Raw genomic sequence first — 22,818 nt, forward strand, 5'->3', positions numbered from 1 at the left:
GGGGACCGGCTGATAATTTCCCTTAAAACGCCGGCTTTCCCGGCATTGCCGAATCTTTATTCGGCCATTCATGAGGCTTTGACAGTGGCGAAAGCGGAACTTGGAACAAAACGTACCGATCCAGATACCGGCAAGAAGTTCTATGACTTGAACCGGGACCCGGTCGTCTCGCCCTATACCGGCAAGTCCTGGCCCTTGTCCTTCTTCGAGGAAACCTCCGCTTCGAAGGAAGTGCCGGAAGAGGACGAAGTGGCTGAAGTCGATACCGAAAACACGGAAGTCGAACTGGTGTCGCTCGAAGACGCCGACGAAGCGGCAACCGGCGACGATATTCCGGATATGGGCGATGACGATGTCGAAATCGGTGACGATGACGACGATACCTTCCTCGAAGCCGATGAAGACGAAGATGATGACGATATGAGCGACATCATCGGCGTTACCGGCGACGACGACGACGTTTGATCTCTGAACGATCGGCCCGGTAAACAAGAAAAGTTTTCCGGGCCGAAAATTTCGGCTTGCTATCTGCAAAAACCGGAAGTAATAAGCCGCCACCCCGACGGGCGAAGCGCTCGGAAGGGACCCAGGGCCGGTCAAACGGCACCACCTTGATGGGGCTATAGCTCAGCTGGGAGAGCGCTTGCATGGCATGCAAGAGGTCAGCGGTTCGATCCCGCTTAGCTCCACCAACCTTCGCTCTCCGAGCTTCGCGTGGCAGGCCAGCGGACGAAGGCTGTCGCGCTGAAGCTGCACAGCAGCGTAAGCGGATTTCTTTTCACTCGACCTGAACTGTTCTTATCGTTTTCAACGCCGTTAAACGCTCTGGTTGCGTACTCGTTCCGGCGCTCTATCATGCCTCCGCATGGAATACGTTTACATTCTCACGAGCCACGATTTCCCGGATCATCACTATGTCGGCGTCACCGGCGATCTGAAAGCCCGCTTGGCAAAGCACAATGCCAGGGAAGTGCCGCATACCTCGAAATATGCTCCGTGGTCGCTCAAGACCTACGTCGCTTTCCCAGATGATTCCCAGGCATTCGCATTCGAGAAGTATCTGAAATCTGGCTCAGGGCGCGCCTTCGCAAAGAAAAGACTGTAGCCTCCCACACCAACCAAAATCGCCACATTGCAGCGCACAAATATCTGCTAGGAAAAAACGAATCGTTTTCTGTCGCTGCTCTCCGGAGCTCCGGCTCGACACGCCCGAGGATGTATCTTGTTCGTTTTTTCGAAACTTGTCTGGATTTTTGGTCAGCCGCTGTCTTTGGCTTTTTTCTTCGGCGTATTGGCCCTGATCGGCAGCCTGGTTGGCCGGCGCGTTGTCGTGGTCATCTCGACGCTGTTGTCGACCCTGATCCTGTTCGTCGCGCTTTACACGACCGCTGGCGCCTATATCGTCCAGGGGCTGGAAGAACGTTTTCCGCGTCCGACCTCCGATCCCGCCGATCTCAAATGCTTGATCGTTCTCGGCGGTGCCACGCAGAATGAGGTGACGACGGCGAGGGGCGGTTATGAGCTTGATTCGGCCGGCGATCGTCTTGTCGAGACGTTGCGGCTGGCGCAGAAGTTTCCGCAGGCGCGCGTCGTCGTCTCCGGTGGAGACGGATCGATCAGCGGCAAGTATGAGGGGGATGCCGTCATTTCCGAGCGTTTCTTTGTTGCGCTCGGCCTTCCGAAGGACCGCCTGGTCGAGGATACGACGTCGCGCACCACCTATGAAAATGCCGTCAACACGAAGGAGCTGCTGGCGCAGAACGGGCTGTCCGGCTGCCTGCTGATCACCTCCGGCTTCCATATGCCACGTTCCATGGGCATTTTCCGCAAGCAGGGCATCGATGTCGTGCCCTGGCCGGTCGATTATCGCAGCACCGGCAAGGAAACGCTTGAGCTCGATTTCACCCAGCCGTCGTTGAACGCGCAATTGCTGGCGACCGGCATCCGCGAATGGATTGGCCTCGTCGGCTATTACGCCGCCGGCCGCACCTCAGCGCTTTATCCCGGCCCCTAACCAGGTGGCCCGGCCTGTAACCACACGGCACTGGCCCTGAGATGCTCGGCTGACAGCTACTTTTTTGCGACGGTGACAAATTTGACGCCGCGAACGCGGACGGTGATTTCACAAGGATCGCCCTCGGTGCGGTCGCAGAAGTGCGGGTGCATCTTCATGACCAGCACCATGTTGCCGAAGCGCTGGATGAAATCGTAGCCGTAGATCCGTGCCGTGGCGACGAGAATATAGCCGCCTTCGGCGACATGGATATAGAAGTTGTAGGGGCAGCCCTCGTCGGTGCAGTCGGGCCCCTTTTCCCCTTTGCAGGTGATCTCGCCCTCGTTGACGACAAGGTCGGTCAGCGAGTCGTTGTTGATATCCCGCTCCGTGGCGAAGCCGTCACCGAAGCTTGCCTGTCCCTCGCAGCGCTTGGTGAAATGTTCCTTCTCGAAGGCCACCGGATCTTGCACCAGCGATTGCTGCGCTTGCGCCACGACGGGCATGATCACGAGCGCGATGAGATTCAGGATCACGATCAGCAGGGATTTCACCGGGATTTCCTCTTGAATGCGCAGGGCCGGCCGCAGGGGGGGGCCGTGGCCGCTCGGATATCTTTACGCCTGCCTGCTTGCGTGGCCCTTGCCGCCGTGATTCACTTCGCCGAAAATCGCGCCGGCACTCTTCTGGAGCCTTAAATGTCGCTTCTTTCGTTTCTCGACTATGCCGGCGTCGCCCTCTTTGCCGCGACCGGCGCGCTCGCTGCCTCGCGCAAGCAGCTCGATCCGATCGGTTTCCTGTTTTTTGCGGCGGTCACCGGTATCGGCGGCGGCACCCTCAGGGATATCGTCCTCGGCCGGGTGCCGGTCTTCTGGGTGTCGAACCCGACCTATATCATCATTTGCGCCATCGTCGGCGTGCTGGTCTTCTTCACGGCGCATCTGTTCGAATCGCGTTATCGGCTGCTGATCTGGCTCGATGCGGTCGGCCTGTCCGCCTATTGCGTCATGGGCGCGGCCAAGGGCATGGCGGCGACCGGCTCGCCGACGGTTGCCATCGTCACCGGCGCGCTGACGGCGACCTTCGGCGGCATCCTGCGCGATCTCTTGGCGAACGAACCCTCGGTGCTGCTGAGGCCGGAAATCTATGTGACCGCGGCGCTGGTTGGGGCGGGCGCCTTCACGGCTGCCAATGCCACCACGATGCCGCTCTATGCCTCGGCGGCACTCGGCATCGCCGCAGCCTTCGCGGTGCGCGGTGGTGCGCTCTGGTTTGGCTGGACCTTCCCGACCTACCATCATAAGCCCGGCCGGCATCCCGACGATGTGATGTAGTGGGAGGCAGTAGGCAATAGTGAATGGCTCGAAGACAATTCTATTGCCTATTGCCTATTGCCTATTGCCTATTGCCTATTGCCTAGCCTTACCGCTGCTTGCGGCGCAGGCGGATGACGACGTCAACATGGGCGATTTCCATGCCCCTTGGCGGTTCCGGCAGGTTGCCGATCGTCAGATTGCTGATCGGAATATCCAGAACTTCGTTCTGGCCTTCGATGAAGAAGTGGTGATGGTCGGACACGTTGGTGTCGAAATAGGTCTTGGTGCTTTCGACCGCGAGAACGCGGATCAGGCCGGCCTCTGTGAATTGATGCAGCGTGTTATAGACGGTGGCGAGCGAAACCGGCACACCGGCGGTGACCGCCTCTTCGTGCAGTTCCTCGACGGTTAAGTGACGGTCGCCCTTGGCGAAGAGAAGGTCGCCAAGGGCGACGCGTTGCCGGGTCGGTCTCAGGCCTGCGCTGCGCAGCCTGGTTTCGATCGCGATTTCGGCCTCTTCCGCCATTCAGGGAACTCCGGATTCCTGATCTCTATAAATCTTTACTAAGCCATATAACTTTTGCACGAATTGCTTTCAATAGTTTCAATAGGGTGGGAAGGCGGTCAAAAGCCGTAAAAATAGGGTTTTTGACGCATTTGCCTCTGGCCGCAGCCCTGGCCTTCCTGTATGCGACCACCACATAACAGTGAAGTGTGTTCGATCGAACGGTGGAATGCGAGCGTCATGCTTGCGCTTCATTTTCTGTCGATCTTACACTAAAGCTTCACATCAATCGGCATTCACCGGGGGAAACGGAACTTTATGACGACAAGACAATCCAGCTTCAACTATGAGGAAATCCTGGCCTGCGGCCGCGGCGAACTGTTCGGCCCGGGCAATGCGCAGCTTCCCCTGCCGCCGATGCTGATGGTCCATCGCATTACAGATATTTCCGAAACCGGTGGCGCCTTCGACAAGGGCTATATCCGCGCCGAATACGACGTGCGTCCCGACGACTGGTACTTCCCTTGCCATTTTGCCGGCAATCCGATCATGCCGGGCTGCCTCGGCCTGGACGGCATGTGGCAGCTCACCGGCTTCTTCCTCGGCTGGCTCGGCGAGCCCGGCCGCGGCATGGCGCTTTCCACCGGCGAAGTGAAGTTCAAGGGCATGGTTCGTCCGGATACCAAGCTTCTCGAATACGGCATCGACTTCAAGCGCGTCATGCGCGGCCGCCTCGTTCTCGGCACCGCCGACGGCTGGCTGAAAGCGGATGGCGAAGTCATTTATCAGGCGACAGACCTGCGTGTAGGCCTGTCAAAAGACAAGACTGCCTGAGCTGCGGCACCGCCGCCCCACAAAGACAGAGCTTTTAGAAAAGGTCATCGACATGAGACGGGTAGTAGTTACGGGTCTGGGTATTGTCTCTTCGATTGGAAACGATGCGCAGGAAGTCACCGCCTCGCTGCGCGAAGCCAAGTCGGGCATTTCTTTTTCCTCCGATTTCGCCGAACACGGTTTCAAGTGCCAGGTCTGGGGTTCGCCGAAGATCGACACGACGGATCTGGTCGACCGCCGCGCCATGCGCTTCCTGTCGCAGGGCGGCGCGTGGAATCATGTCGCGATGAAGCAGGCGATTGCCGACAGCGGCCTCGAAGAAAGCGACATCAGCAATGAGCGCACCGGCATCATCATGGGCTCGGGCGGCCCGTCCACCCGCACGCTGATCGAAGCCGCCGATATCACCCGCAAGAACAACAGCCCGAAGCGCATCGGCCCCTTCGCCGTTCCGAAGTCGATGTCGTCGACCGCCTCGGCAACGCTTGCGACCTGGTTCAAGATCCACGGTGTCAACTATTCCATCTCGTCTGCCTGCTCGACCTCGGCGCACTGCATCGGCAATGCCGCCGAGATGATCCAATGGGGCAAGCAGGACGTCATGTTCGCCGGCGGCCACGAGGATCTCGACTGGACCATGTCGAACCTCTTCGACGCCATGGGCGCCATGTCCTCTGACTTCAACGAGAACAATCCGGAAACCGCCTCGCGCGCCTATGATGCCAAGCGTGACGGCTTCGTCATCGCCGGCGGTGCCGGCGTGCTGGTCCTGGAAGAGCTTGAGCATGCCAAGGCGCGCGGTGCGAAGATCTACGCCGAAATCGTCGGCTATGGCGCCACCTCTGATGGTTACGACATGGTCGCTCCATCGGGCGAGGGGGCTGTGCGCTGCATGCGTCAGGCACTTGCGACCGTAAAGGGCGACATCGATTACATCAACACCCACGGCACCTCGACGCCAGTCGGCGACAGCAAGGAAATCGGCGCCATCCGCGAGGTTTTCGGCAGCAACATCCCGCCGATTCAGTCGACCAAATCGCTGACGGGCCATTCGCTCGGTGCAGCCGGCGTGCAGGAATCGATCTATTCGATCCTGATGATGCAGGAGCGCTTCATCGGCGAAAGCGCCCATATCACCGAACTCGACCCGGAATTCGAAGGTGTGCCGATCGTGCGCAAGCGCATAGACAATGCCAAGATCGACACGGCTCTTTCCAATTCCTTCGGCTTCGGTGGCACCAACGCCACGCTCGTATTCCAGCGCTATAACGGATAAAGCAATGACGGGAATCATGCAGGGTAAGCGCGGCCTCATCATGGGCGTCGCAAACAATCATTCCATTGCTTGGGGTATTTCGAAGGCTCTTGCGGCCGAAGGCGCGAGCCTTGCCTTTACGTTCCAGGGCGAAGCTCTCGGTAAGCGCGTCAAGCCGCTCGCCGCCGAACTCGGCTCCGATTTCCTTCTGCCTTGCGATGTCGAGGATATCGCCTCCGTCGATTCCGTTTTCGAGGAGATCAAGGAGCGCTGGGGCAGGCTGGATTTCATCGTCCACGCCATCGGCTTTTCCGACAAGAACGAGCTGAAGGGGCTCTATGCCAACACCACGCGCGATAATTTCACGCGCACTATGGTGATCTCCTGCTTCTCCTTCACCGAGATCGCCAAGCGCGCCGCCGACCTGATGGTCGAAGGCGGCAGCATGCTGACTTTGACCTATAACGGCTCGACGCGGGTTATCCCGAACTATAACGTCATGGGCGTCGCCAAGGCGGCTCTGGAAGCCTCCGTGCGCTATCTCGCCGCCGACTACGGCCCGCGCGGCATCCGCGTCAATGCCATCTCGGCCGGCCCGATCCGCACGCTCGCCGGCGCCGGCATTTCCGACGCCCGCGCCATTCTCTCGTGGAACCAGCGCAACGCGCCGCTGCGCAAGTCGGTCACCATCGACAATGTCGGCTCATCGTCGCTCTATCTCCTGTCGGATCTGTCGGCAGGCGTCACCGGCGAAATTCATTTTGTCGATGCCGGCTACAACATCACCTCGATGCCGACGCTGGAAACGCTGTCGAGCGCGGACGCCGAATAATTTCCGCTCGGAATTGTCCCCCGCCGCCATCGGCTGTGGGGGATAGGTTTCTCGGGAATATTGTCACCGGGATCCGCGATGACGTTCAACAAGGCTGAACCCCTCGCATCCACCGAACGTCTCATTCTCCGCAGCTTCGTGCCGGAGGATTTCGAAGCTTACAGCGCCTATCGTTCCCAGCCAGCCATTTACCGCTTCCTCTACAGCGACCCGCCATCTGCGCAGGAGATGCGGGAGCGTTTCGACGCCAGCTTGAACACGCGCCTGTCGGAAGATGGCGATATCCTGCGCTGTGCCGTCGTGAGAAGCGAGGATGACGCCCTACTGGGCCAGGTCAGCCTTAAGCTTGCCAGCAACGCCGCCCTTCAGGCCGAGGTCGGCTATATCTTCAATCCGGCCTATGCCGGCAAAGGATATGCGACCGAGGCGGTGCGGGCCATCATTACGCTCGGCTTCGATAGGTTTGGCTTCCATCGGATTTTTGCGCGGCTGGACACGAAAAATACCGGCTCCGTCGGCGTTGTCGAACGGCTCGGCCTGCGGCGCGAGGCGCATCTGATCGAAAACGATCGCTTCAACGGCGCCTGGGGTGACGAATATATTTATGCGGTTCTCCGCCGCGAATGGGCCTTAAGAGCGCCGAATCAGGCGCGTTAATCTCCATTCGATAAGATTTTACGAAAATTTTAGGTTAATTCTATCTTGCCGGGGATGGCCCGTTACGGCTGGCCGGAATTCCGATACAAGACAGGCATTCAACAGTATTTCCTGCATGTCCATCGGTATTCACTAGCCATTTACGGGAACCCCAGCCGTGAACACCATAACTGTTGCCAGTTCCAAGCCGCTCGATCCATCGGACGAGACGGTATCGCTTGAAGCCGCCGCCGCCGCAAGGGCATTGGGGCCGGATATATTGCGTGCGCTTGCCATCCTGCTTGTCATGCTCGTGCATCTGCCGGCGGAAGCGACCCCGCTGCCGCTCGCCGGGATCAGGCCCTATGGCTGGATTGGCGTCGACATATTCTTCGTGCTCAGCGGCTATCTCATCGGCACTCAGCTACTGACCGAAGTGGTGCGCCATGGTCGCGTGCATCTGAAATCCTTTTATCTGCGTCGCGCTTTCCGGATCCTGCCGGCATTCTTCGTGGTGCTGGCCATCTACACCGTCTTCCCCATTCTGCGCGACGCGCCGACCATGCAATCGGCCTGGCGCTTTGCGACCTTTACCGTCAATTTCGGGCTTGATCCCCGATATGGTGGGGCGTTCACCGAGGCTTGGTCGCTGAGCGTCGAGGAGCATTTCTATCTCGCCCTGCCGGTTCTCATCATTTTGTTGAAGCGGCGCGTAACAGTGGTTTTCGGTGCTTTTCTGGTCGCGACGATCGTGATGGCCGGCATGGCTCTGAGGTTTGCGCTTTGGCTGAGTGAGGTCGGACCGGCTGCTGAAATGCAGGCCTACAGGGCGGCGCTGGCCGTCTATCTCAGGGATGTCTATTATCCGACTTACAATCGATTGGACGGACTGACCTTTGGCGTCGTTCTCGCAGCAATCCGGCTGTTCAAGCCGCTGCTTTGGGAAAGGTATATGCCGCCATACATCGCGCTCAGTATAGGCAGCCTGTTCGTGATAGTGGCTCTCGTGATCTTTTCCGTCCGCGGGCCGTTTGCTGAAACCAATTTGCCGCTTGTACTTCAGCCTCTTCCAGGCGCGGTCGTCGGCTTTCCGCTTTTCTCGGCGGGAGTGGCGTTCATTCTCGGCGCACTGCTGGACCTGCAGCCCAGGATCGCGCGCTGGCATCTTCCGGCCATATCGGGTATCGCCACGCTCTCCTACAGCCTCTATCTGACCCATAAGGGCGTCTATCATCTCGACCAGATGGCGTTCGGCAAGGACAATCTTCAGGGGCTCTCGGGCTTCGTCATCTATTTCGCCACCTGTTTCATCGTGGCGGCGACGCTCTGGTTTCTCGTCGAAAGAAACTTCCTGACCCTGCGCGATCACCTGATGCCCCGCTCGAGCCGAACCGGCTAAATCCTTCGCATATAAAAAGGCGGCCGATTGGCCGCCTTTGTCGTTTACTTCTTCGCCCACAGCACCTTGAAGCGAGCATTGCGGCAGGTCTCGCCATGCTCGCGGAAATTCTCCGCCAGCACCGGCTCGTAGGGCAGGCCGCGATTGGCGACCAGCATCAGGCGGCCGCCGCCGCGCAGTGCCGAGGATGCCGCCTTGATCATCGCCTGGCCGAGCGAAGGCTCGGCAGCATGGCCCTCGTGAAAGGGCGGGTTCATGATCACCAGATCGTATTTGTCCTTGACCGGCTCGCTTGCCAGATCGTGCCAGAAGAAGCGCTGGGCGACCTTCGGGCAGTTTTCCAGGAGATTGGCGCGGGCGGCCTCCAGCGCTGCGTAGTGGGCCTCGTAGAGGTCCAGGCGCGCGATCCGCGGCGATTTGGTCGCCAGTTCCACCGAGAGATAGCCCCAGCCGGCGCCGAAATCGGCGGCGTCGCCGGAAAAATCGGTCGGCAGGCGCGATGCCAGCAGTTCGGAGCCGGCGTCGATGCGATCATGCGAGAACATGCCGGCAGCGGTGGTAAACCGGCCTTCGATGCGTGTGGCGGGCTTTGCCAGTTGCGCTGTCAGAGCAGCGGTGTCGGCCGGCCGCGTAAACCAGAACGCCACGCCATGATATTTCGGCATGTGCTCGACATCCAGGCCAAAACCTTCGATGCGCTTGCGCAGCGGCTGAATGCCGTCTTCCTTGCCACCGGCGACGACGATCAGCCCGCCCGCCTTCACGCGTTTCAGCGCTTCGGCGATATGGGCTTCGTTCTCGCCCTTGTGCTTGGTGCAGAGCACCAGCGCGCCATCATAATCCTCGTCCTCGATCTGCGGCGTCACATTGACGCGCTGCGCCTGAAGCTGGCGATAAAAGGGACGGAAACCTTGCACGGCGGAAAGCTCGGCGGCAAAGCCGTCGGGCAGCGAAAAGCCGGCCTCGGCGCCGAGAAACAGAATCCGCTTACCCTCGCCGGGCGCGTCGACAGTGCCGGAGGCAAAGGGATGGAACAGGGTCTTCAGGGCATCGCGGCTCATGGGCATGGTCTCGTCATGGGAGTGGGTTTCGTCTGTCGGATATGCGCGCAGTTCTCGACCTCATGCTTGCCCCTCACCCTAGCCCTCTCCCCGTTGGGACGGGGAGAGGAGACGACAGCGCAAGACTAGATGCCTCGGTTTGGTGGGAGGGTAGTCGTCGAGCACAGTCGCTATCCCCTCTTCCCGCATGCGGGGAGAGGGCTAGGGTAAGGGGCCGGGCACTCAGTTTCTACAAAATGGCCGGCACCGATAATATAAAAAGGGCGCGGAAAAAATCCCGCGCCCCGGAACATGAGTGAAGGCGGGGCTTATTCGGCCGCGTCGTCCTTCTTCTTTTCAGCAGCGATTTCCTGGCCGGTCGCCTGGTCGACAACCTTCATGGACAGGCGGACCTTGCCGCGCTCGTCGAAGCCGAGCAGCTTGACCCAGACCTTGTCGCCTTCCTTGACGACATCGGTCGTCTTGGCAACGCGCTCGGAAGCGAGCTGCGAGATGTGGACGAGGCCGTCGCGGGCGCCGAAGAAGTTGACGAAAGCGCCGAAGTCGGCGGTCTTGACAACAGTACCTTCGTAGATCTGGCCGACTTCCGGTTCAGCGACGATCGAGTGGATCCACTTGCGGGCCGCTTCGATTTCCTTGCCGGAGGACGAGGCGATCTTGACGGTGCCGTCGTCTTCGATGTTGATCTTCGCGCCGGTCTTTTCGACGATTTCGCGGATGACCTTGCCGCCGGAGCCGATGACTTCGCGGATCTTGTCGACCGGGATGTTCATGACTTCGATGCGCGGTGCGAATTCGCCGAGCTGGCCGCGGCTTTCGGAGATGGCCTTGGACATTTCGCCGAGGATGTGCAAACGGCCGCTCTTCGCCTGGTTCAGGGCGACATTCATGATCTCTTCGGTGATGCCTTCGATCTTGATGTCCATTTGCAGCGCGGTGATGCCGGCTTCCGTGCCGGCGACCTTGAAGTCCATGTCGCCGAGATGATCTTCGTCACCGAGGATGTCGGAAAGGACGGCGAAACGCTCTTCTTCCTTGATCAAGCCCATGGCAATACCGGCGACCGGCTTTGCCAGCGGTACGCCGGCATCCATCAGCGCCAGCGAGGTGCCGCAAACGGTCGCCATCGAGGAGGAACCGTTGGATTCGGTGATTTCGGAAACGACGCGCAGCGTGTAGGGGAACTGCTCTGCCGTCGGCAGCATCGGATGGACAGCGCGCCAGGCGAGCTTGCCATGGCCGATTTCGCGGCGGCCCGGAGAACCCATGCGGCCGGTTTCGCCGACCGAGTAGGGCGGGAAGTTGTAGTGCAGCATGAAGTTTTCTTTGTACATGCCGGTCAGGCTGTCGACATACTGCTCGTCTTCGCCGGTGCCGAGCGTGGCAACGACGATCGCCTGCGTTTCACCGCGGGTGAAGAGGGCCGAGCCGTGCGTGCGCGGCAGCAGGCCGACTTCAGCGAGGATCGGGCGGACCGTCTGCAAGTCGCGGCCGTCGATGCGGCTGGACGTGTCGAGGATGTTCCAACGAACGATCTTCGCCTGCAGATGCTTGAAGATGGCGCCGACTTCTTCAGCCGTGTACTTGGCTTCGCCTTCCTCGGGAAGGAAGTGTGCCTTCACCTTGGCCTTGACGGCGTCGACGGCGGCGTAACGATCGGCCTTCTGAGTGATCTTGTAGGCTTCGCGCAGTTCGGCTTCGGCAAGGCCCAGCATTTCGGTTTCGAGCGCGGAGAAATCGTCCGGCGTGAAATCGCGGGGTTCCTTGGCGGCAACTTCGGCGAGCTTGATGATCGCGTCGATCACCGGCTGGAAGCCGCGATGACCGAACATGACGGCGCCGAGCATGACGTCTTCCGGCAGTTCCTTGGCTTCGGACTCGACCATCAGAACGGCTTCCTGCGTGCCGGCGACGACGAGATCGAGGCTCGATTCCTCCATCTCGTCGAGATGCGGGTTGAGCACGTATTCGCCGTTGATGTAGCCGACGCGGGCGCCGCCGATCGGGCCCATGAACGGAACGCCGGAGAGCGTCAGCGCTGCCGAGGTGGCAACCATCGACAGGATATCTGGGTTGTTTTCGAGATCATGCTGGATGACGGTGACGATAACCTGCGTATCGTTCTTGTAGCCTTCCGGGAAGAGCGGGCGGATCGGACGGTCGATCAGGCGGGAAACGAGGGTTTCGTTTTCGCTCGGGCGTCCTTCGCGCTTGAAATAGCCGCCGGGGATCTTGCCGGCTGCATAGGTCTTTTCCTGGTAGTTGACGGTGAGCGGGAAGAAATCCTGGCCCGGCTTCGGCGACTTGGCGGAAACGACGGTGGCGAGAACGACGGTCTCGCCGTAGGTGGCGATGACGGCGCCATCGGCCTGGCGGGCGATCTTGCCGGTCTCGAGCTTCAGCGGGCGGCCGGCCCACTCGATTTCGACGGTATGGATATCGAACATATCTTGTCCTTGCGTGGTGCGGGAAAAGGCGCCGTCGTCCATCGATTGGCAAGGCGCATCTTCAACCGCACGAAATGTGACGCATCACGGGCAAGACAACGAGAGGCTTTCGAAGATCGGCCGAAGCATGAAGCTTCGGCTGAAAGCATCCGGCAATCCTGCCCCATGACAGGTCAACGGTTGGTGTTGGCAGAACCGGCCCATCCGGCCTGCCGGCTGTCTCACATCGCGCAAACGGAAGCGCGACGGAACACGTTTGATGGGTTTCAAACCCTTCATAAGCATCCGGCGGACGTTCACGCGAACGCCCGCCGGAAAATTCGATTAGCGACGGATACCGAGGCTGGAGATCAGCTTGGTATAACGGCCTTCGTCCTTCTTCTTGAGGTAGTCAAGAAGCGAGCGCCGGCTGGAAACCATCGTCAGGAGGCCACGGCGGGAGTGATTGTCCTTCTTGTGGTCCTTGAAGTGGTTGGTGAGGTTGTTGATGCGCTCGGTCAGGATCGCAACCTGGACTTCCGGAGAACCGGTGTCGCCTTCGGCGGTAGCGTATTCCTTGATCAGCGCAGCCTTGCGCTCAGCAGTAATCGACATCGGATGGTCCTTTCTATGAGAGGAAATAATGTCGCCAAACGCCGGGATGTCGTCCAGCATTGGCCGCGAATGCAATCGGGCAGGCCCGATGCTGGCGCTGCCTATAAACCAAATGAGCGGCAATGGAAAGAGGGTTCTCCCTGAGGCGCTTTTCAGCGCCCCGCCATGGCATTCCGGATCAGCGCATCGTAACCCTTGGGATCCTGCAGCATGGCGAAATGGCTGACGTCTTTCAGGATGACGAGCTTCGCTCCCGGAATCTCCTTCGCCATCATCTGCGTATGGTCGAGTTTGACCGCCTCGTCATGGTCGCCGATGGCAAGCGTGACCGGCACCGTGATCTTTCCAAGGTCGGCGGCCGTCCATGTCGGTTGCGTGGCCCACATCTGCGAGAGTTGCTTGACAAAGGCATCGTATTCGTTCGGCGTCGGTGACAGTTTCTTGTAATACTCGCCGGCGACATTGATGTATTCGTTGAAGGTCTTGTTGCTCATGACGTCAGGCTTTACGCCGTCGGTGGTGACATTTGCCGCCTGAGCGATCACGCGCGTTAGCTTGTTGGGATATTTCATCGCCATGTCGATGCCGATGATGCCGCCATCCGACCATCCGACCAGCGTCACCTTGCCGATCTTCAGATAGTCGAGCAGCGCGGCGTAGTCCGAGGTCATCAGGTCGTAGCCGAAGGGCTGCTGGCTGCGCGTTGAGCGGCCGTGCCCGCGGCTATCGGCAACGATGACCAGATGATCCCTCGCGAAATCGGCAACCTGATGGCCCCAGACGTCGGCGTTCCCAAGTCCGCCATGGATGAAGAGGATTGGATCGCCCGCACCGTATTCGGCATAATACATCTTGATGTCGTTGACATCGGCCATGCCGCTCGTCTTCGGTTGCGGCATCGGTGGAAAAGCCGGCAGCCCGGCCCAGCGCTCGGCGGAATTCGCGCTCGCTGCTGTGAGGAACAACGAAAGGACTGCCAGTATTCCGATGGTAATTCTGCGCATGTTCTCTCCCTTGAGGGCCGTCATGGCCCGTCGGGGAGCATATCGCATCGTCATTACCCGCAATAGCTGTATCTTTCGGCTGGCCGAAGGTCAGCCGAACACGCGCTTCGGCCGGAATTCGCCCTGACCGATCTCGCCGATGGCGATCAGCTTGCCGCGCGCCGTGGCATAGGCCTCGCTCTCGGCCACCGGCGCGTCGCGCCCGCGCACGAGAATGGGATTGCCCATCTTCAGGCGATGCGCCTGGTCGTCGTTGATGACGAGATGCGGCAGTGCCGACAGCGCTTCCGCCGTATCGATCAGCAGAGCATCGAGAGCGGCGAGCCGTTCGTCCGCATCCTCGATTGCTTCGAGCGCGACGAGATCGGCGAGCGGCACCATCGTCTCCTCGGCGAAGGGCGCGACGAAGCTGCGGCGCAGGCCGGAAATATGGCCGCAGCAGCCTAGATCGCGGCCGAAATCGCGGGCGAGGGCCCGAACATAGGTGCCCTTGCCGCATTCCACTTCGAAATGCGCCGTGTTGGCATCGGGGCAGGCGAGCAGCGTCAGACGGAAAATCTCGACTTCGCGCGACGGAATTTCGACCGTTTCGCCATCGCGGGCCAGATCATAGGCGCGCTCGCCGGCGATCTTGATCGCCGAAAACTGCGGCGGGATCTGGTGGATGACGCCCGTATATTTCGGCAGCAGCGCGCGAATATCCTCTTCGCTCGGACGCTTGTCCGAAGTCGCGGTCACTTCGCCTTCGAGGTCGTCGGTGGCGCGTTCCTCGCCCCAGGTGACGGTGAATTCATAGATCTTGCGGCCGTCCATGACGTAAGGAACGGTCTTGGTGGCGTCGCCAAGCGCGATCGGCAGCATGCCGGAGGCGAGCGGATCGAGCGTGCCGGCATGGCCCGCCTTCTGCGCCTTGAACAGCCACTTGATCTTCGAAACGGCCTCTGTCGAGCCGAAGTCCACCGGCTTGTCGAGGATGAGCCAGCCGGAAATCGGACGGCCTTTGGGTTTGCGTGGTTTGGACATTCTCTGTCTCTGTTATCAGTCTTTGTCGGTGTCGGTATCGCCGTCTTCGAGATCGCGTTGGACCTCCGGCGAACGCAACAGCGCATCGATTTTCTGGTAGTTGTCGAAGCTGGTATCGTCGCGGAAACGGACTTCGGGCATGTACTTCATCTGGCGAAGCTGCGGGCCGAGACGGCCGCGGATATATTTCGCGTGGCGGTTCAGCGCCTCGATGACGGCGCCGTGGTCGGAGACGCCGAGCGGGGTCACGAAGGCGGTGGCGATCTTCAGATCCGGCGACATCCGCACTTCGGAAATGGAGATCACGGTGCGCTCGATCAGGTCGTCGCGCACTTCGCCGCGCTGCAGAACCTGCGTGATCGCTGAGCGCACCTGCTCGCCGACGCGAAGCATGCGCTGCGAAGGCGCGGAAGAAGTTGGTCTGGTCATGGTTGTTCCGTTAGCAGCGTCCCTTGGACGCGATAAAGCGGGTCAAATGACTCGATCCGGCGCAAAGGTCAAGGCTGGACAGGGTTTGCGGCCCGCCAGAAGCCGAGAATCCTTGCGAAAGCGGCGTCCTGTTCGGCCTGATCGGCAAAAGCGGATACCGGGATATAGGTGACGAAGGATTCGAGGTCGAATTCGATACGGTCGTTTCGGCGCCCGATATCTTGGACCTCCGACCAGGCAAGCCACATCGATGAGGCCTGCGTGTTCCATGATGCGCCTTCAGGGGTGATGACTACGGTGATCGTGATGTTTGGGCGAATGCGCGATTGCATCGCTGCCAGGCGTCGCGCTGCCAGCCAGCGGAAATAAGGGACCAGGACGACATAGAGAATAAGGGTCGGCACCAACCAGATAAACGCGATGTCGCCCGTATCGATTGACGCTGGTAGCTCGAAAATAGGAATGAAAAGATCGTTGCGCAGGAAATAGAAGAGCGCCGGCACGCCAGCGCCGCAGCCGATCGCCAACAAGAGGGTCCAGCCCAATTTGCCGTAGCGGCTCACAGCGCGGCGAGCGGTAAAGCGGCGTCCAGTTTCCTGCATGACGGCGATATGTTCGCTTGGCTGGCGGACGAAGGATATAGCGATCCGGTCATCGCCTTCAGGCATTGCCGTCATCTCAACGCTTCTTCCTGTTCTTTGGTTCGTTCCAGGCACGGTGCACAGCGGCTTTACTTGCGAGGTTGTTTAAAACAAAAGACTTAGCCCTCAAAGAAAAACCGCCGGTTTCGGCCGGCGGTTTTGATATCTGGCAAATCGAAGATTGCTTAGAGCGTACGGGTAATATGCTCGACGCGGAAGCATTCGATCGTATCGCCGACGCGAATGTCTTCGTAGTTTTCGAACGCCATACCGCATTCCTGGCCGACATTGACTTCGGTGACTTCGTCCTTGAAGCGCTTGAGCGTCTTGAGCTTGCCTTCGTGGATGACGACGTTGTCGCGCACCAGACGGACACCGACGCCACGTTCGACCTTGCCTTCGGTGACGCGGCAACCCGCGACCTTGCCGACCTTCGTGATGTTGAACACCTCGAGGATCTCGGCATTGCCGAGGAAGGTTTCGCGACGTTCCGGAGACAGGAGGCCCGACATCGCCGCCTTCACGTCATCGACGAGATCGTAGATGATGTTGTAGTAGCGGATTTCGATACCCTGACGCTCGGCGAACTGACGTGCCTGCGCATTGGCGCGGACGTTAAAGCCGATGATCGCCGCATTGGAGGCTTCGGCCAACGACACATCCGACTCTGTGATCCCGCCTGCGCCCGAATGGACGATCCGGGCACGAACTTCGTCGGTGCCAAGCTTGTCAAGCGCGCCGGCAATGGCTTCGATCGAGCCCTGCACGTCGCCTTTGATGACCAGCGGGAATTCCTTCACGCCGACAGCCTGGAGCTGGGTCATCATCTGTTCGAGCGAGCCGCGCTGACCGGACTGGCGGGCAGCCGCCTTGTCGCGCGCCAGACGCTGGCGGTATTCGGAAATCTCGCGAGCGCGGCTTTCGCTTTCGACGACCGCGAACTTGTCGCCTGCCGCCGGTGTGCCCGACAGACCGAGAACCTCGACCGGGGTTGCCGGCGTTGCTTCCTTCACATGCTCGCCCTTGTCGTTGACCAGAGCGCGTACGCGGCCCCACTGATCGCCGGCAACGACGATCTGGCCCGGACGCAGCGTGCCCTTCTGCACGAGGACGGTGGCGACGGAGCCGCGGCCGCGATCGAGCTGGGCTTCGATGACGGTGCCTTCCGCCGTGCGGTTCGGATTGGCCTTGAGATCAAGGATTTCTGCCTGCAGCAGGATGGCTTCCAGCAGCTTGTCGAGGTTGGTGCGGTTCTTCGCGGAAACTTCCACGTCGAGCACTTCACCGCCCATGGATTCGACGAAGACTTCGTGCTGCAGCAGTTCCGTGCGGACCTTCTGCGGATTGGCTTCGTGCTTGTCGATCTTGTTGATCGCCACGATGATCGGAACACCCGCCGCTTTGGCGTGGTTGATCGATTCGATCGTCTGCGGCATCACGCTGTCGTCGGCTGCCACCACCAGGATGGCGATGTCGGTCGCCTGGGCACCGCGGGCACGCATTGCCGTGAAGGCGGCGTGGCCGGGGGTGTCGATGAAGGTGATCTTCTGACCGTTCTGCTCGACCTGATAGGCGCCGATATGCTGGGTGATGCCACCGGCTTCGCCGGCCACCACGTTGGCGTGGCGGATGGCGTCGAGCAGCGAGGTCTTGCCGTGGTCGACGTGGCCCATGATGGTGACGACGGGAGGACGGGAAATCAGTTCGCCATCCTCGTCGGCAACATTGAAGATGCCCTGTTCGATATCGGATTCCGAGACGCGCTTGACCGTATGGCCGAATTCGCCGGCGATGAGCTCGGCCAGGTCGGCGTCGATAACGTCGCCCGGCTTCATCATCTGGCCTTCCTTCATCAGGAACTTGATGACGTCGACGGCGCGTTCGGACATGCGCTGCGACAGTTCCTGAATGGTGATGGTCTCCGGCAGCACGACTTCACGCGAGATCTTCTCGCGCGTTTCCTGCATCTGGCTGCGGCGGAACTTTTCCTGGCGGCGGCGCATGGCCGAAAGCGAGCGACCGCGGGCGTTGCCGTCTTCGTCGACATCGGCCGTCGTCACCGTCAGCTTGCCGCGGCGGCGGTCATCGTCGGTCTTCGGACGCGTGGTGACAGGCTTTGCCGGTTCAGGGCGCACGAGCTTCCCGCGTACCGGGCCGCCACGCGACGGGCCGCGATCGTCTTCCTCTTCATTGACCCGGCGGCGGTTGACCGGTGTTTCCACGGCAGCAGCGCCGGGGCGTGCAGCCTGGGGAGCCGCATCCGGGCGACGGGCAACGACAGGGGCCGCGGCCGGCTGTGCCGCCGGCTTCGGTGCTTCCACCTTAGCTTCGACCGGCGCGGGCGCCTCGACCTTGGCTTCGGCGGCGCGGGCAGCCTCTTCGGCGGCGCGGCGGGCAGCTTCGGCCTGTTCGGCGATGCGACGTGCTTCTTCTTCCTGCTGGCGGCGAGCCTCTTCCTCAGCACGGCGGACCGCATCGGCGGCATCGCGAGCCTGGGCTTCGGCCAGTGCGCGGCGCCGCGCATCCATTTCGCCGGCCGACAGATGGTTCAGAACCACCGGACGCGACGAACGATCCTGCTGCGGGCGCTGCTGGTTGTTCTGGTTGGATTGCTGCGGCCGCTGCTGCTGGCCACCCGGCTGATGAATGCGCGGAGCCGGCTGCGGCGGGCGTGGCGGCTGCGGTGTCGGTTCCGCGACGCGCGTCACGGATGCCGTTGCGGCGGCCGTTGTCGTCGTCGGGGTGATCATTGGCTTTTCATCTTCAGGGCGTAGCGGGCGACGCTTGCGAGTCTCGACCACGACCGCCTTGGTGCGACCGCGGCCCATGTCCTGGCGCACGGTCCCCTGGTTCACGCCTGAAGGCTTCAGGGTGAGGGTCTTCTTACCCGAAACACTCAGCGTCTTGTCGTCTTTATTGTCGGTCATTCCGTTCCCGTTCCTTCGGACAGGGTACGGAATCGTCCGTCACACCCTGTCGTTCAATGCATGTACCTTAATGAGGCGTCCGGCATCGGCCGGTGACCGCGTCATTGTTTTCGCCGGCCAGCGCCGCCCGTTGCCCGGGACTGACCGCCGTTGCGGTACCGTTCGAGCAGGTTTGCGCGCTTCACTACACCCTCACCTGCCTGCCCTGCAAGCGCTGCGGCATGGATAAAAGCGTTCTGGCCCATCAGTTCTTCCATTTCCGCCTCCGTGAAGACACGGAATGACGGTATTTCTTCTTCAGTCTCCATGCCAAGATGCCAGGCCTTGCGTGCCTGGTCGATCTTGCGAACGCCGTCGGCAGCGGCATCCATCGCATGGAACACGGCACGTGCCGAGCCGTTGCGAACGGCGCCATCAACCTTCGACGAGCCGCTGACGAACTGGCCCGCCTTGCGCGCCATGTGCATCATCCCGGCAAGTTGCGCCGCAAGAAGGCGGTCGACGGTGGCGCCGAGATCGCTCGGTGCCGTCACCTCCGCCTTCAGGGCGCGGGAGAACATTTTCTTCGCCACTGCCTTGTCCACCAGCGCCCGGTCGAGTTTGACCCAGCATCCGCGTCCCGGCAGTTGCCGCTTCAGATCGGGAACCACGGTCCCATCCGGAGCGGCCACGAAGCGGATCAGCTCGTCCGGCGATCCGCTTTCGCGTGTTACGATGCACATACGGCCATTTGTGCCGTCGCCCGAGAGATCGTCGTCTTCGGGCGGAGCCTTCGGCCCATCTGCGTTTATCATGCTTCCTGCTCGGCCTCGTCCTCCGATGCCTCTTCGGCCTCGGCAGCGAGATCGGCTTCCGTGATCCAACCGGCCAGCAGGCGGGCCTGCACGACCATCTGCTCGGCTTCGACGCGCGACACTTCGAGCTTGGAGAACAGGCCTTCGAACTTCTTCGTTTCGCCGTTCTTGCGCTCGGTCCAGCCGACGAGATCGTCAGCGGCGCAGCCGGCGAAGTCCTCGATCGTCTTGATGCCGTCCTCACCGAGGGCGACCATCATCTGTGCGGTCATGCCGTTGATCTGGCGCAGCTCGTCGGAAACGCCGAGCGCCTTGCGCTTCTCGTCCATTTCGGCTTCCAGGCGCTCCAGATATTCGCGGGCGCGATCCTGGATTTCCTGGGCGGTCTCTTCGTCGAAACCGTCGATGGACGAAATTTCGTCGAGATCGACATAAGCCAGTTCCTCGACGGCGGCAAAGCCTTCCGAAGCCAGAACCTGGCCGACCATTTCGTCAACGTCGAGTGCATCCATGAACAGGTTGGTGCGCTCGTTGAATTCCTTCTGACGGCGTTCCGATTCCTCGGCTTCCGTCATGATGTCGATGTCCCAGCCGGTGAGCTGCGAAGCGAGGCGGACGTTCTGGCCGCGGCGGCCGATGGCGAGCGAAAGCTGCTCGTCCGGAACCACGACTTCGATGCGCTCGGCGTCCTCATCGAGAACGACCTTTGCGACCTCAGCCGGCTGCAGCGCGTTGACGACGAAGTTCGCCGGCTCATTGGACCAGGGAATGATGTCGATCTTTTCGCCCTGCAGTTCGCCAACCACGGCCTGGACGCGCGAACCACGCATACCAACGCAGGCGCCGACCGGATCGATCGACGAGTCGTTCGAAATGACGGCGATCTTGGCGCGCGAGCCCGGATCGCGGGCAACCGACTTCACCTGGATGATGCCGTCGTAGATTTCCGGCACTTCCATGGTGAAGAGCTTGACCATGAACTGCGGATGCGTGCGCGACAGGAAGATCTGCGGGCCGCGCTGTTCGCGGCGGACGTCGTAGACATAGGCGCGAACGCGGTCGCCATAGCGGAAGTTTTCGCGCGGGATCATTTCGTCGCGGCGGATGATGCCTTCGCCGCGGCCGAGGTCGACGATGACGTTGCCGTATTCGACGCGCTTGACGGTGCCGTTGACGATTTCGCCGACGCGATCCTTGAATTCGTCGAACTGGCGGTCACGCTCGGCTTCGCGCACCTTCTGCACGATGACCTGCTTGGCCGACTGCGCGGCAATGCGGCCGAAATCCATCGGCGGCAGCGGATCGGCGATGAAGTCGCCGAGGGCGGCGTCGGGGTTGCGGTCGCGGGCCAGTTCCAGCGGGATCTGCGTGGAATAGTCCTCGGCCTTTTCGACGACTTCGAGCAGGCGCTGCAGGCGGATTTCGCCGGTCTTCGGGTTGATGTCGGCGCGGATGTTCGACTCCGTGCCATAACGCGAACGCGCGGCCTTCTGAATCGCGTCCGCCATTGCGGCAAGCACGATCTCGCGGTCGATGACCTTTTCGCGCGCCACTGCATCTGCGATCTGCAGAAGTTCTAGCCGGTTCGCACTGACTGCCATTGTCTTTAGTCTCCGTCTTCCTGCCCTGGGGTTCCCGTCCCGTGAGCGGTTCGTTGATCGGTTATTCTTCTTCGTCCGCTTCGTTCTGGTTCGCAGCCTCGGCTTTCGCCAGCTTGTCGGCGCGCAGCGCATCGCGGATGAGATCGTCCGTCAGGATCAGCTTGGCGTCGGCCAGCGTGCCGAACGGAATGGTCACCTTCGGCTCTTCGCCGTAAGCAACCTGGTCGCGCTCGATCGTAAAACCATCGGCGCTGACATCGGCGATCTTGCCACGGAACCGCTTGCGGTTATCCACCAGGATCGAGGTCTCGCACTTGATGAGATGGCCGATCCAGCGGCTGAAATCCGACTTGCGCACCATCGGGCGGTCGATGCCGGGCGAAGACACTTCCAGATGATACGCTTTATCGATCGGATCTTCCACATCCAGCACCGGCGAAATCGCCGTCGAGACCTCTTCGCAATCCTCGACGGTCATGGTGCCGTCGTTGCGCTCGGTCATGATCTGCAATGTCAGGCCGTTCTGATTGAGGAGGCGCGCGCGCACCAGGCGGAAGCCCATGCCGACGAGCACGGGCTCGATGATGGCGGCGATGCGCTGGTCGAGGCCGGTTTCGACGATCAGCCGCGGTTCATTGGCGTTGTCTGCGTTTGTCTCTTCCGACAAGCGTTCACTCCTGCATTGTCCATGCATTGGGAGATCGAGCTAATAAAAAAGAGCGGGTCCTTGCGGCCCACTCTTCATCACACGATCAAGAATTTGATGCCGATATAAGCCCGTTCCCGTCAAATTGCAAGGTCTTCGCGCCGAAACCCGGCTTTGGCGGTTATTTGCGGAATTCTGCGGTAAATACCGCGAAGCCTTCCGAACTCAGCGCATAACGCCATGGCTTGATTCTTTGGCGCAATGATCCGCAAGTGCGCGCCGTCAGTAGTAAGGCGAGATGCACAACCGTCGTGGACCGTAAACGCGCATAGCACTAGCGCGCTGCGGAAAGGGCGGCAGCACTTGATTTCCAAGCTGGCGATCGCGCCGGTAAGGTTGACTTTAGTCGTCATTTCGCCCGCAACGGTGCAGTGCTGCACGGCCGACCGCATCGCTGGCGCCTCAAACGATCCGCAGCCAAGCCTCTCCATGCCCTGCGAAAGTCACCTCAACCGGTTTTCAGGCCTTGTTGGTGAACCAAACCGTCGGTGCGCCCAACACGCCTCCCCGGCGCATCGCGGCCCTTAGTTCTTCCAGCTTACCGAAGGCTTGAGCGGCTTCAATCGTGGCAAACTCATGGATGACGGTAACGTCGTTGGGATTGTCGGAGGCTTGAAAGACCGCCTCTGCTGTAACCCCGTTTGCCTTCTGTACGGGCCGAAATTCATCGTATACTTTACGCCAGGCCGCGTAGTCCGAAACGTCGTGCCTTACAAACAGCGTCGTCATCTCATCCTCCCGCTTTTGTATTTTCACGCTGGGACGTCTGGCGTGTCAGCATATCACCGAAGAGACTCTCGCGCTTGAGGAATATCTGGCCG

Annotated in this window: 23 protein-coding genes and 1 tRNA gene; 10 read left to right on the forward strand and 14 right to left on the reverse strand. The window is 60.6% G+C overall.

Annotated elements, in window-relative coordinates:
* Positions 1-84 precede the first annotated feature (84 nt).
* From ACXHXG_RS31215 to ACXHXG_RS31230, 4 genes are all read left to right on the forward strand, one after another.
* The gene (locus ACXHXG_RS31215) at positions 85-465 is read left to right on the forward strand and encodes a TIGR02300 family protein (protein ID WP_283048303.1); all 381 of its coding nucleotides are present in this window, start codon (positions 85-87) and stop codon (positions 463-465) included.
* A gap of 151 nt (positions 466-616) precedes the next feature.
* Positions 617-692 (forward strand) — tRNA-Ala (locus ACXHXG_RS31220).
* Positions 693-865: 173 nt separating this feature from the next.
* The gene (locus ACXHXG_RS31225; RefSeq protein ID WP_457901800.1) at positions 866-1,105 is read left to right on the forward strand and encodes a GIY-YIG nuclease family protein; all 240 of its coding nucleotides are present in this window, start codon (positions 866-868) and stop codon (positions 1,103-1,105) included.
* A 117-nt stretch (positions 1,106-1,222) separates the two neighbouring features.
* Positions 1,223-2,014, forward strand: a complete 792-nt coding sequence (locus tag ACXHXG_RS31230; protein WP_457901801.1) for a YdcF family protein — start codon at positions 1,223-1,225, stop codon at positions 2,012-2,014.
* Between the two features lie 56 nt (positions 2,015-2,070).
* Here ACXHXG_RS31230 and ACXHXG_RS31235 read toward each other — a convergent pair whose 3' ends face one another.
* Positions 2,071-2,547, reverse strand: a complete 477-nt coding sequence (locus tag ACXHXG_RS31235; protein ID WP_457901802.1) for a hypothetical protein — start codon at positions 2,545-2,547, stop codon at positions 2,071-2,073.
* 144 nt (positions 2,548-2,691) lie between these two features.
* On the opposite strand from ACXHXG_RS31235, the gene ACXHXG_RS31240 reads away from it, so the two are divergent.
* A complete protein-coding gene (locus ACXHXG_RS31240; protein WP_104821508.1) occupies positions 2,692-3,327 on the forward strand; it encodes a trimeric intracellular cation channel family protein in 636 nt (211 codons plus the stop codon).
* A gap of 88 nt (positions 3,328-3,415) precedes the next feature.
* Here the strand turns inward: ACXHXG_RS31240 and irrA are convergent, their stop codons facing one another.
* Positions 3,416-3,835 carry an iron response transcriptional regulator IrrA gene (irrA, locus tag ACXHXG_RS31245; RefSeq protein ID WP_104821509.1) on the reverse strand — a complete coding sequence of 140 codons (420 nt, stop codon included), beginning with the start codon at positions 3,833-3,835 and terminating at the stop codon, positions 3,416-3,418.
* 297 nt (positions 3,836-4,132) lie between these two features.
* On the opposite strand from irrA, the gene fabA reads away from it, so the two are divergent.
* From fabA to ACXHXG_RS31270, 5 genes are all read left to right on the forward strand, one after another.
* Entirely contained in the window at positions 4,133-4,648 is a 516-nt protein-coding gene (fabA, locus tag ACXHXG_RS31250; protein ID WP_028754668.1) for a 3-hydroxyacyl-[acyl-carrier-protein] dehydratase FabA, read from the forward strand.
* A 52-nt stretch (positions 4,649-4,700) separates the two neighbouring features.
* Entirely contained in the window at positions 4,701-5,924 is a 1,224-nt protein-coding gene (gene fabB / locus ACXHXG_RS31255) for a beta-ketoacyl-ACP synthase I (RefSeq protein WP_283048313.1), read from the forward strand.
* Positions 5,925-5,928: 4 nt separating this feature from the next.
* Positions 5,929-6,735, forward strand: coding sequence for an enoyl-ACP reductase FabI (gene fabI / locus ACXHXG_RS31260; protein WP_457901803.1), 807 nt, complete (start codon positions 5,929-5,931; stop codon positions 6,733-6,735).
* A 78-nt stretch (positions 6,736-6,813) separates the two neighbouring features.
* Positions 6,814-7,392 carry a GNAT family N-acetyltransferase gene (locus tag ACXHXG_RS31265; RefSeq protein ID WP_457901804.1) on the forward strand — a complete coding sequence of 193 codons (579 nt, stop codon included), beginning with the start codon at positions 6,814-6,816 and terminating at the stop codon, positions 7,390-7,392.
* A gap of 157 nt (positions 7,393-7,549) precedes the next feature.
* Positions 7,550-8,770, forward strand: a complete 1,221-nt coding sequence (locus tag ACXHXG_RS31270) for an acyltransferase family protein (RefSeq protein WP_457901805.1) — start codon at positions 7,550-7,552, stop codon at positions 8,768-8,770.
* Positions 8,771-8,814: 44 nt separating this feature from the next.
* Here ACXHXG_RS31270 and ACXHXG_RS31275 read toward each other — a convergent pair whose 3' ends face one another.
* The 12 genes from ACXHXG_RS31275 to ACXHXG_RS31330 form a co-directional block, all read right to left on the reverse strand.
* Complete coding sequence (locus ACXHXG_RS31275; protein WP_457901806.1) at positions 8,815-9,831, reverse strand: class I SAM-dependent methyltransferase; 1,017 nt, start codon at positions 9,829-9,831, stop codon at positions 8,815-8,817.
* A gap of 308 nt (positions 9,832-10,139) precedes the next feature.
* Positions 10,140-12,278: a polyribonucleotide nucleotidyltransferase gene (pnp, locus tag ACXHXG_RS31280; RefSeq protein WP_457901807.1), complete on the reverse strand. Its 2,139-nt coding sequence runs from the start codon at positions 12,276-12,278 to the stop codon at positions 10,140-10,142.
* Between the two features lie 324 nt (positions 12,279-12,602).
* Positions 12,603-12,872: a 30S ribosomal protein S15 gene (gene rpsO, locus ACXHXG_RS31285; protein ID WP_104821516.1), complete on the reverse strand. Its 270-nt coding sequence runs from the start codon at positions 12,870-12,872 to the stop codon at positions 12,603-12,605.
* Between the two features lie 152 nt (positions 12,873-13,024).
* On the reverse strand, positions 13,025-13,876 hold the full coding sequence (locus tag ACXHXG_RS31290) for an alpha/beta fold hydrolase (RefSeq protein ID WP_457901808.1): 852 nt from the start codon (positions 13,874-13,876) through the stop codon (positions 13,025-13,027).
* Positions 13,877-13,966: 90 nt separating this feature from the next.
* A complete protein-coding gene (truB, locus tag ACXHXG_RS31295) occupies positions 13,967-14,899 on the reverse strand; it encodes a tRNA pseudouridine(55) synthase TruB (protein WP_457901809.1) in 933 nt (310 codons plus the stop codon).
* A 15-nt stretch (positions 14,900-14,914) separates the two neighbouring features.
* Positions 14,915-15,328 carry a 30S ribosome-binding factor RbfA gene (rbfA, locus tag ACXHXG_RS31300; RefSeq protein WP_283048326.1) on the reverse strand — a complete coding sequence of 138 codons (414 nt, stop codon included), beginning with the start codon at positions 15,326-15,328 and terminating at the stop codon, positions 14,915-14,917.
* Between the two features lie 68 nt (positions 15,329-15,396).
* Positions 15,397-16,005, reverse strand: coding sequence for a hypothetical protein (locus ACXHXG_RS31305; protein WP_457901810.1), 609 nt, complete (start codon positions 16,003-16,005; stop codon positions 15,397-15,399).
* 149 nt (positions 16,006-16,154) lie between these two features.
* Positions 16,155-18,896, reverse strand: coding sequence for a translation initiation factor IF-2 (infB, locus tag ACXHXG_RS31310; RefSeq protein ID WP_457901811.1), 2,742 nt, complete (start codon positions 18,894-18,896; stop codon positions 16,155-16,157).
* A gap of 101 nt (positions 18,897-18,997) precedes the next feature.
* The gene (locus ACXHXG_RS31315; protein WP_104821522.1) at positions 18,998-19,690 is read right to left on the reverse strand and encodes an RNA-binding protein; all 693 of its coding nucleotides are present in this window, start codon (positions 19,688-19,690) and stop codon (positions 18,998-19,000) included.
* Positions 19,687-21,291, reverse strand: coding sequence for a transcription termination factor NusA (nusA, locus tag ACXHXG_RS31320; RefSeq protein ID WP_104821523.1), 1,605 nt, complete (start codon positions 21,289-21,291; stop codon positions 19,687-19,689). The genes ACXHXG_RS31315 and nusA overlap by 4 nt, the downstream gene beginning before the upstream one ends.
* 61 nt (positions 21,292-21,352) lie before the next feature.
* Positions 21,353-21,958 carry a ribosome maturation factor RimP gene (gene rimP / locus ACXHXG_RS31325; RefSeq protein ID WP_457901812.1) on the reverse strand — a complete coding sequence of 202 codons (606 nt, stop codon included), beginning with the start codon at positions 21,956-21,958 and terminating at the stop codon, positions 21,353-21,355.
* A 498-nt stretch (positions 21,959-22,456) separates the two neighbouring features.
* The gene (locus ACXHXG_RS31330) at positions 22,457-22,726 is read right to left on the reverse strand and encodes a cyclase (protein ID WP_457901813.1); all 270 of its coding nucleotides are present in this window, start codon (positions 22,724-22,726) and stop codon (positions 22,457-22,459) included.
* Positions 22,727-22,818: the final 92 nt, after the last annotated feature.

This window comes from Rhizobium sp. LEGMi-198b, assembly GCF_054114205.1.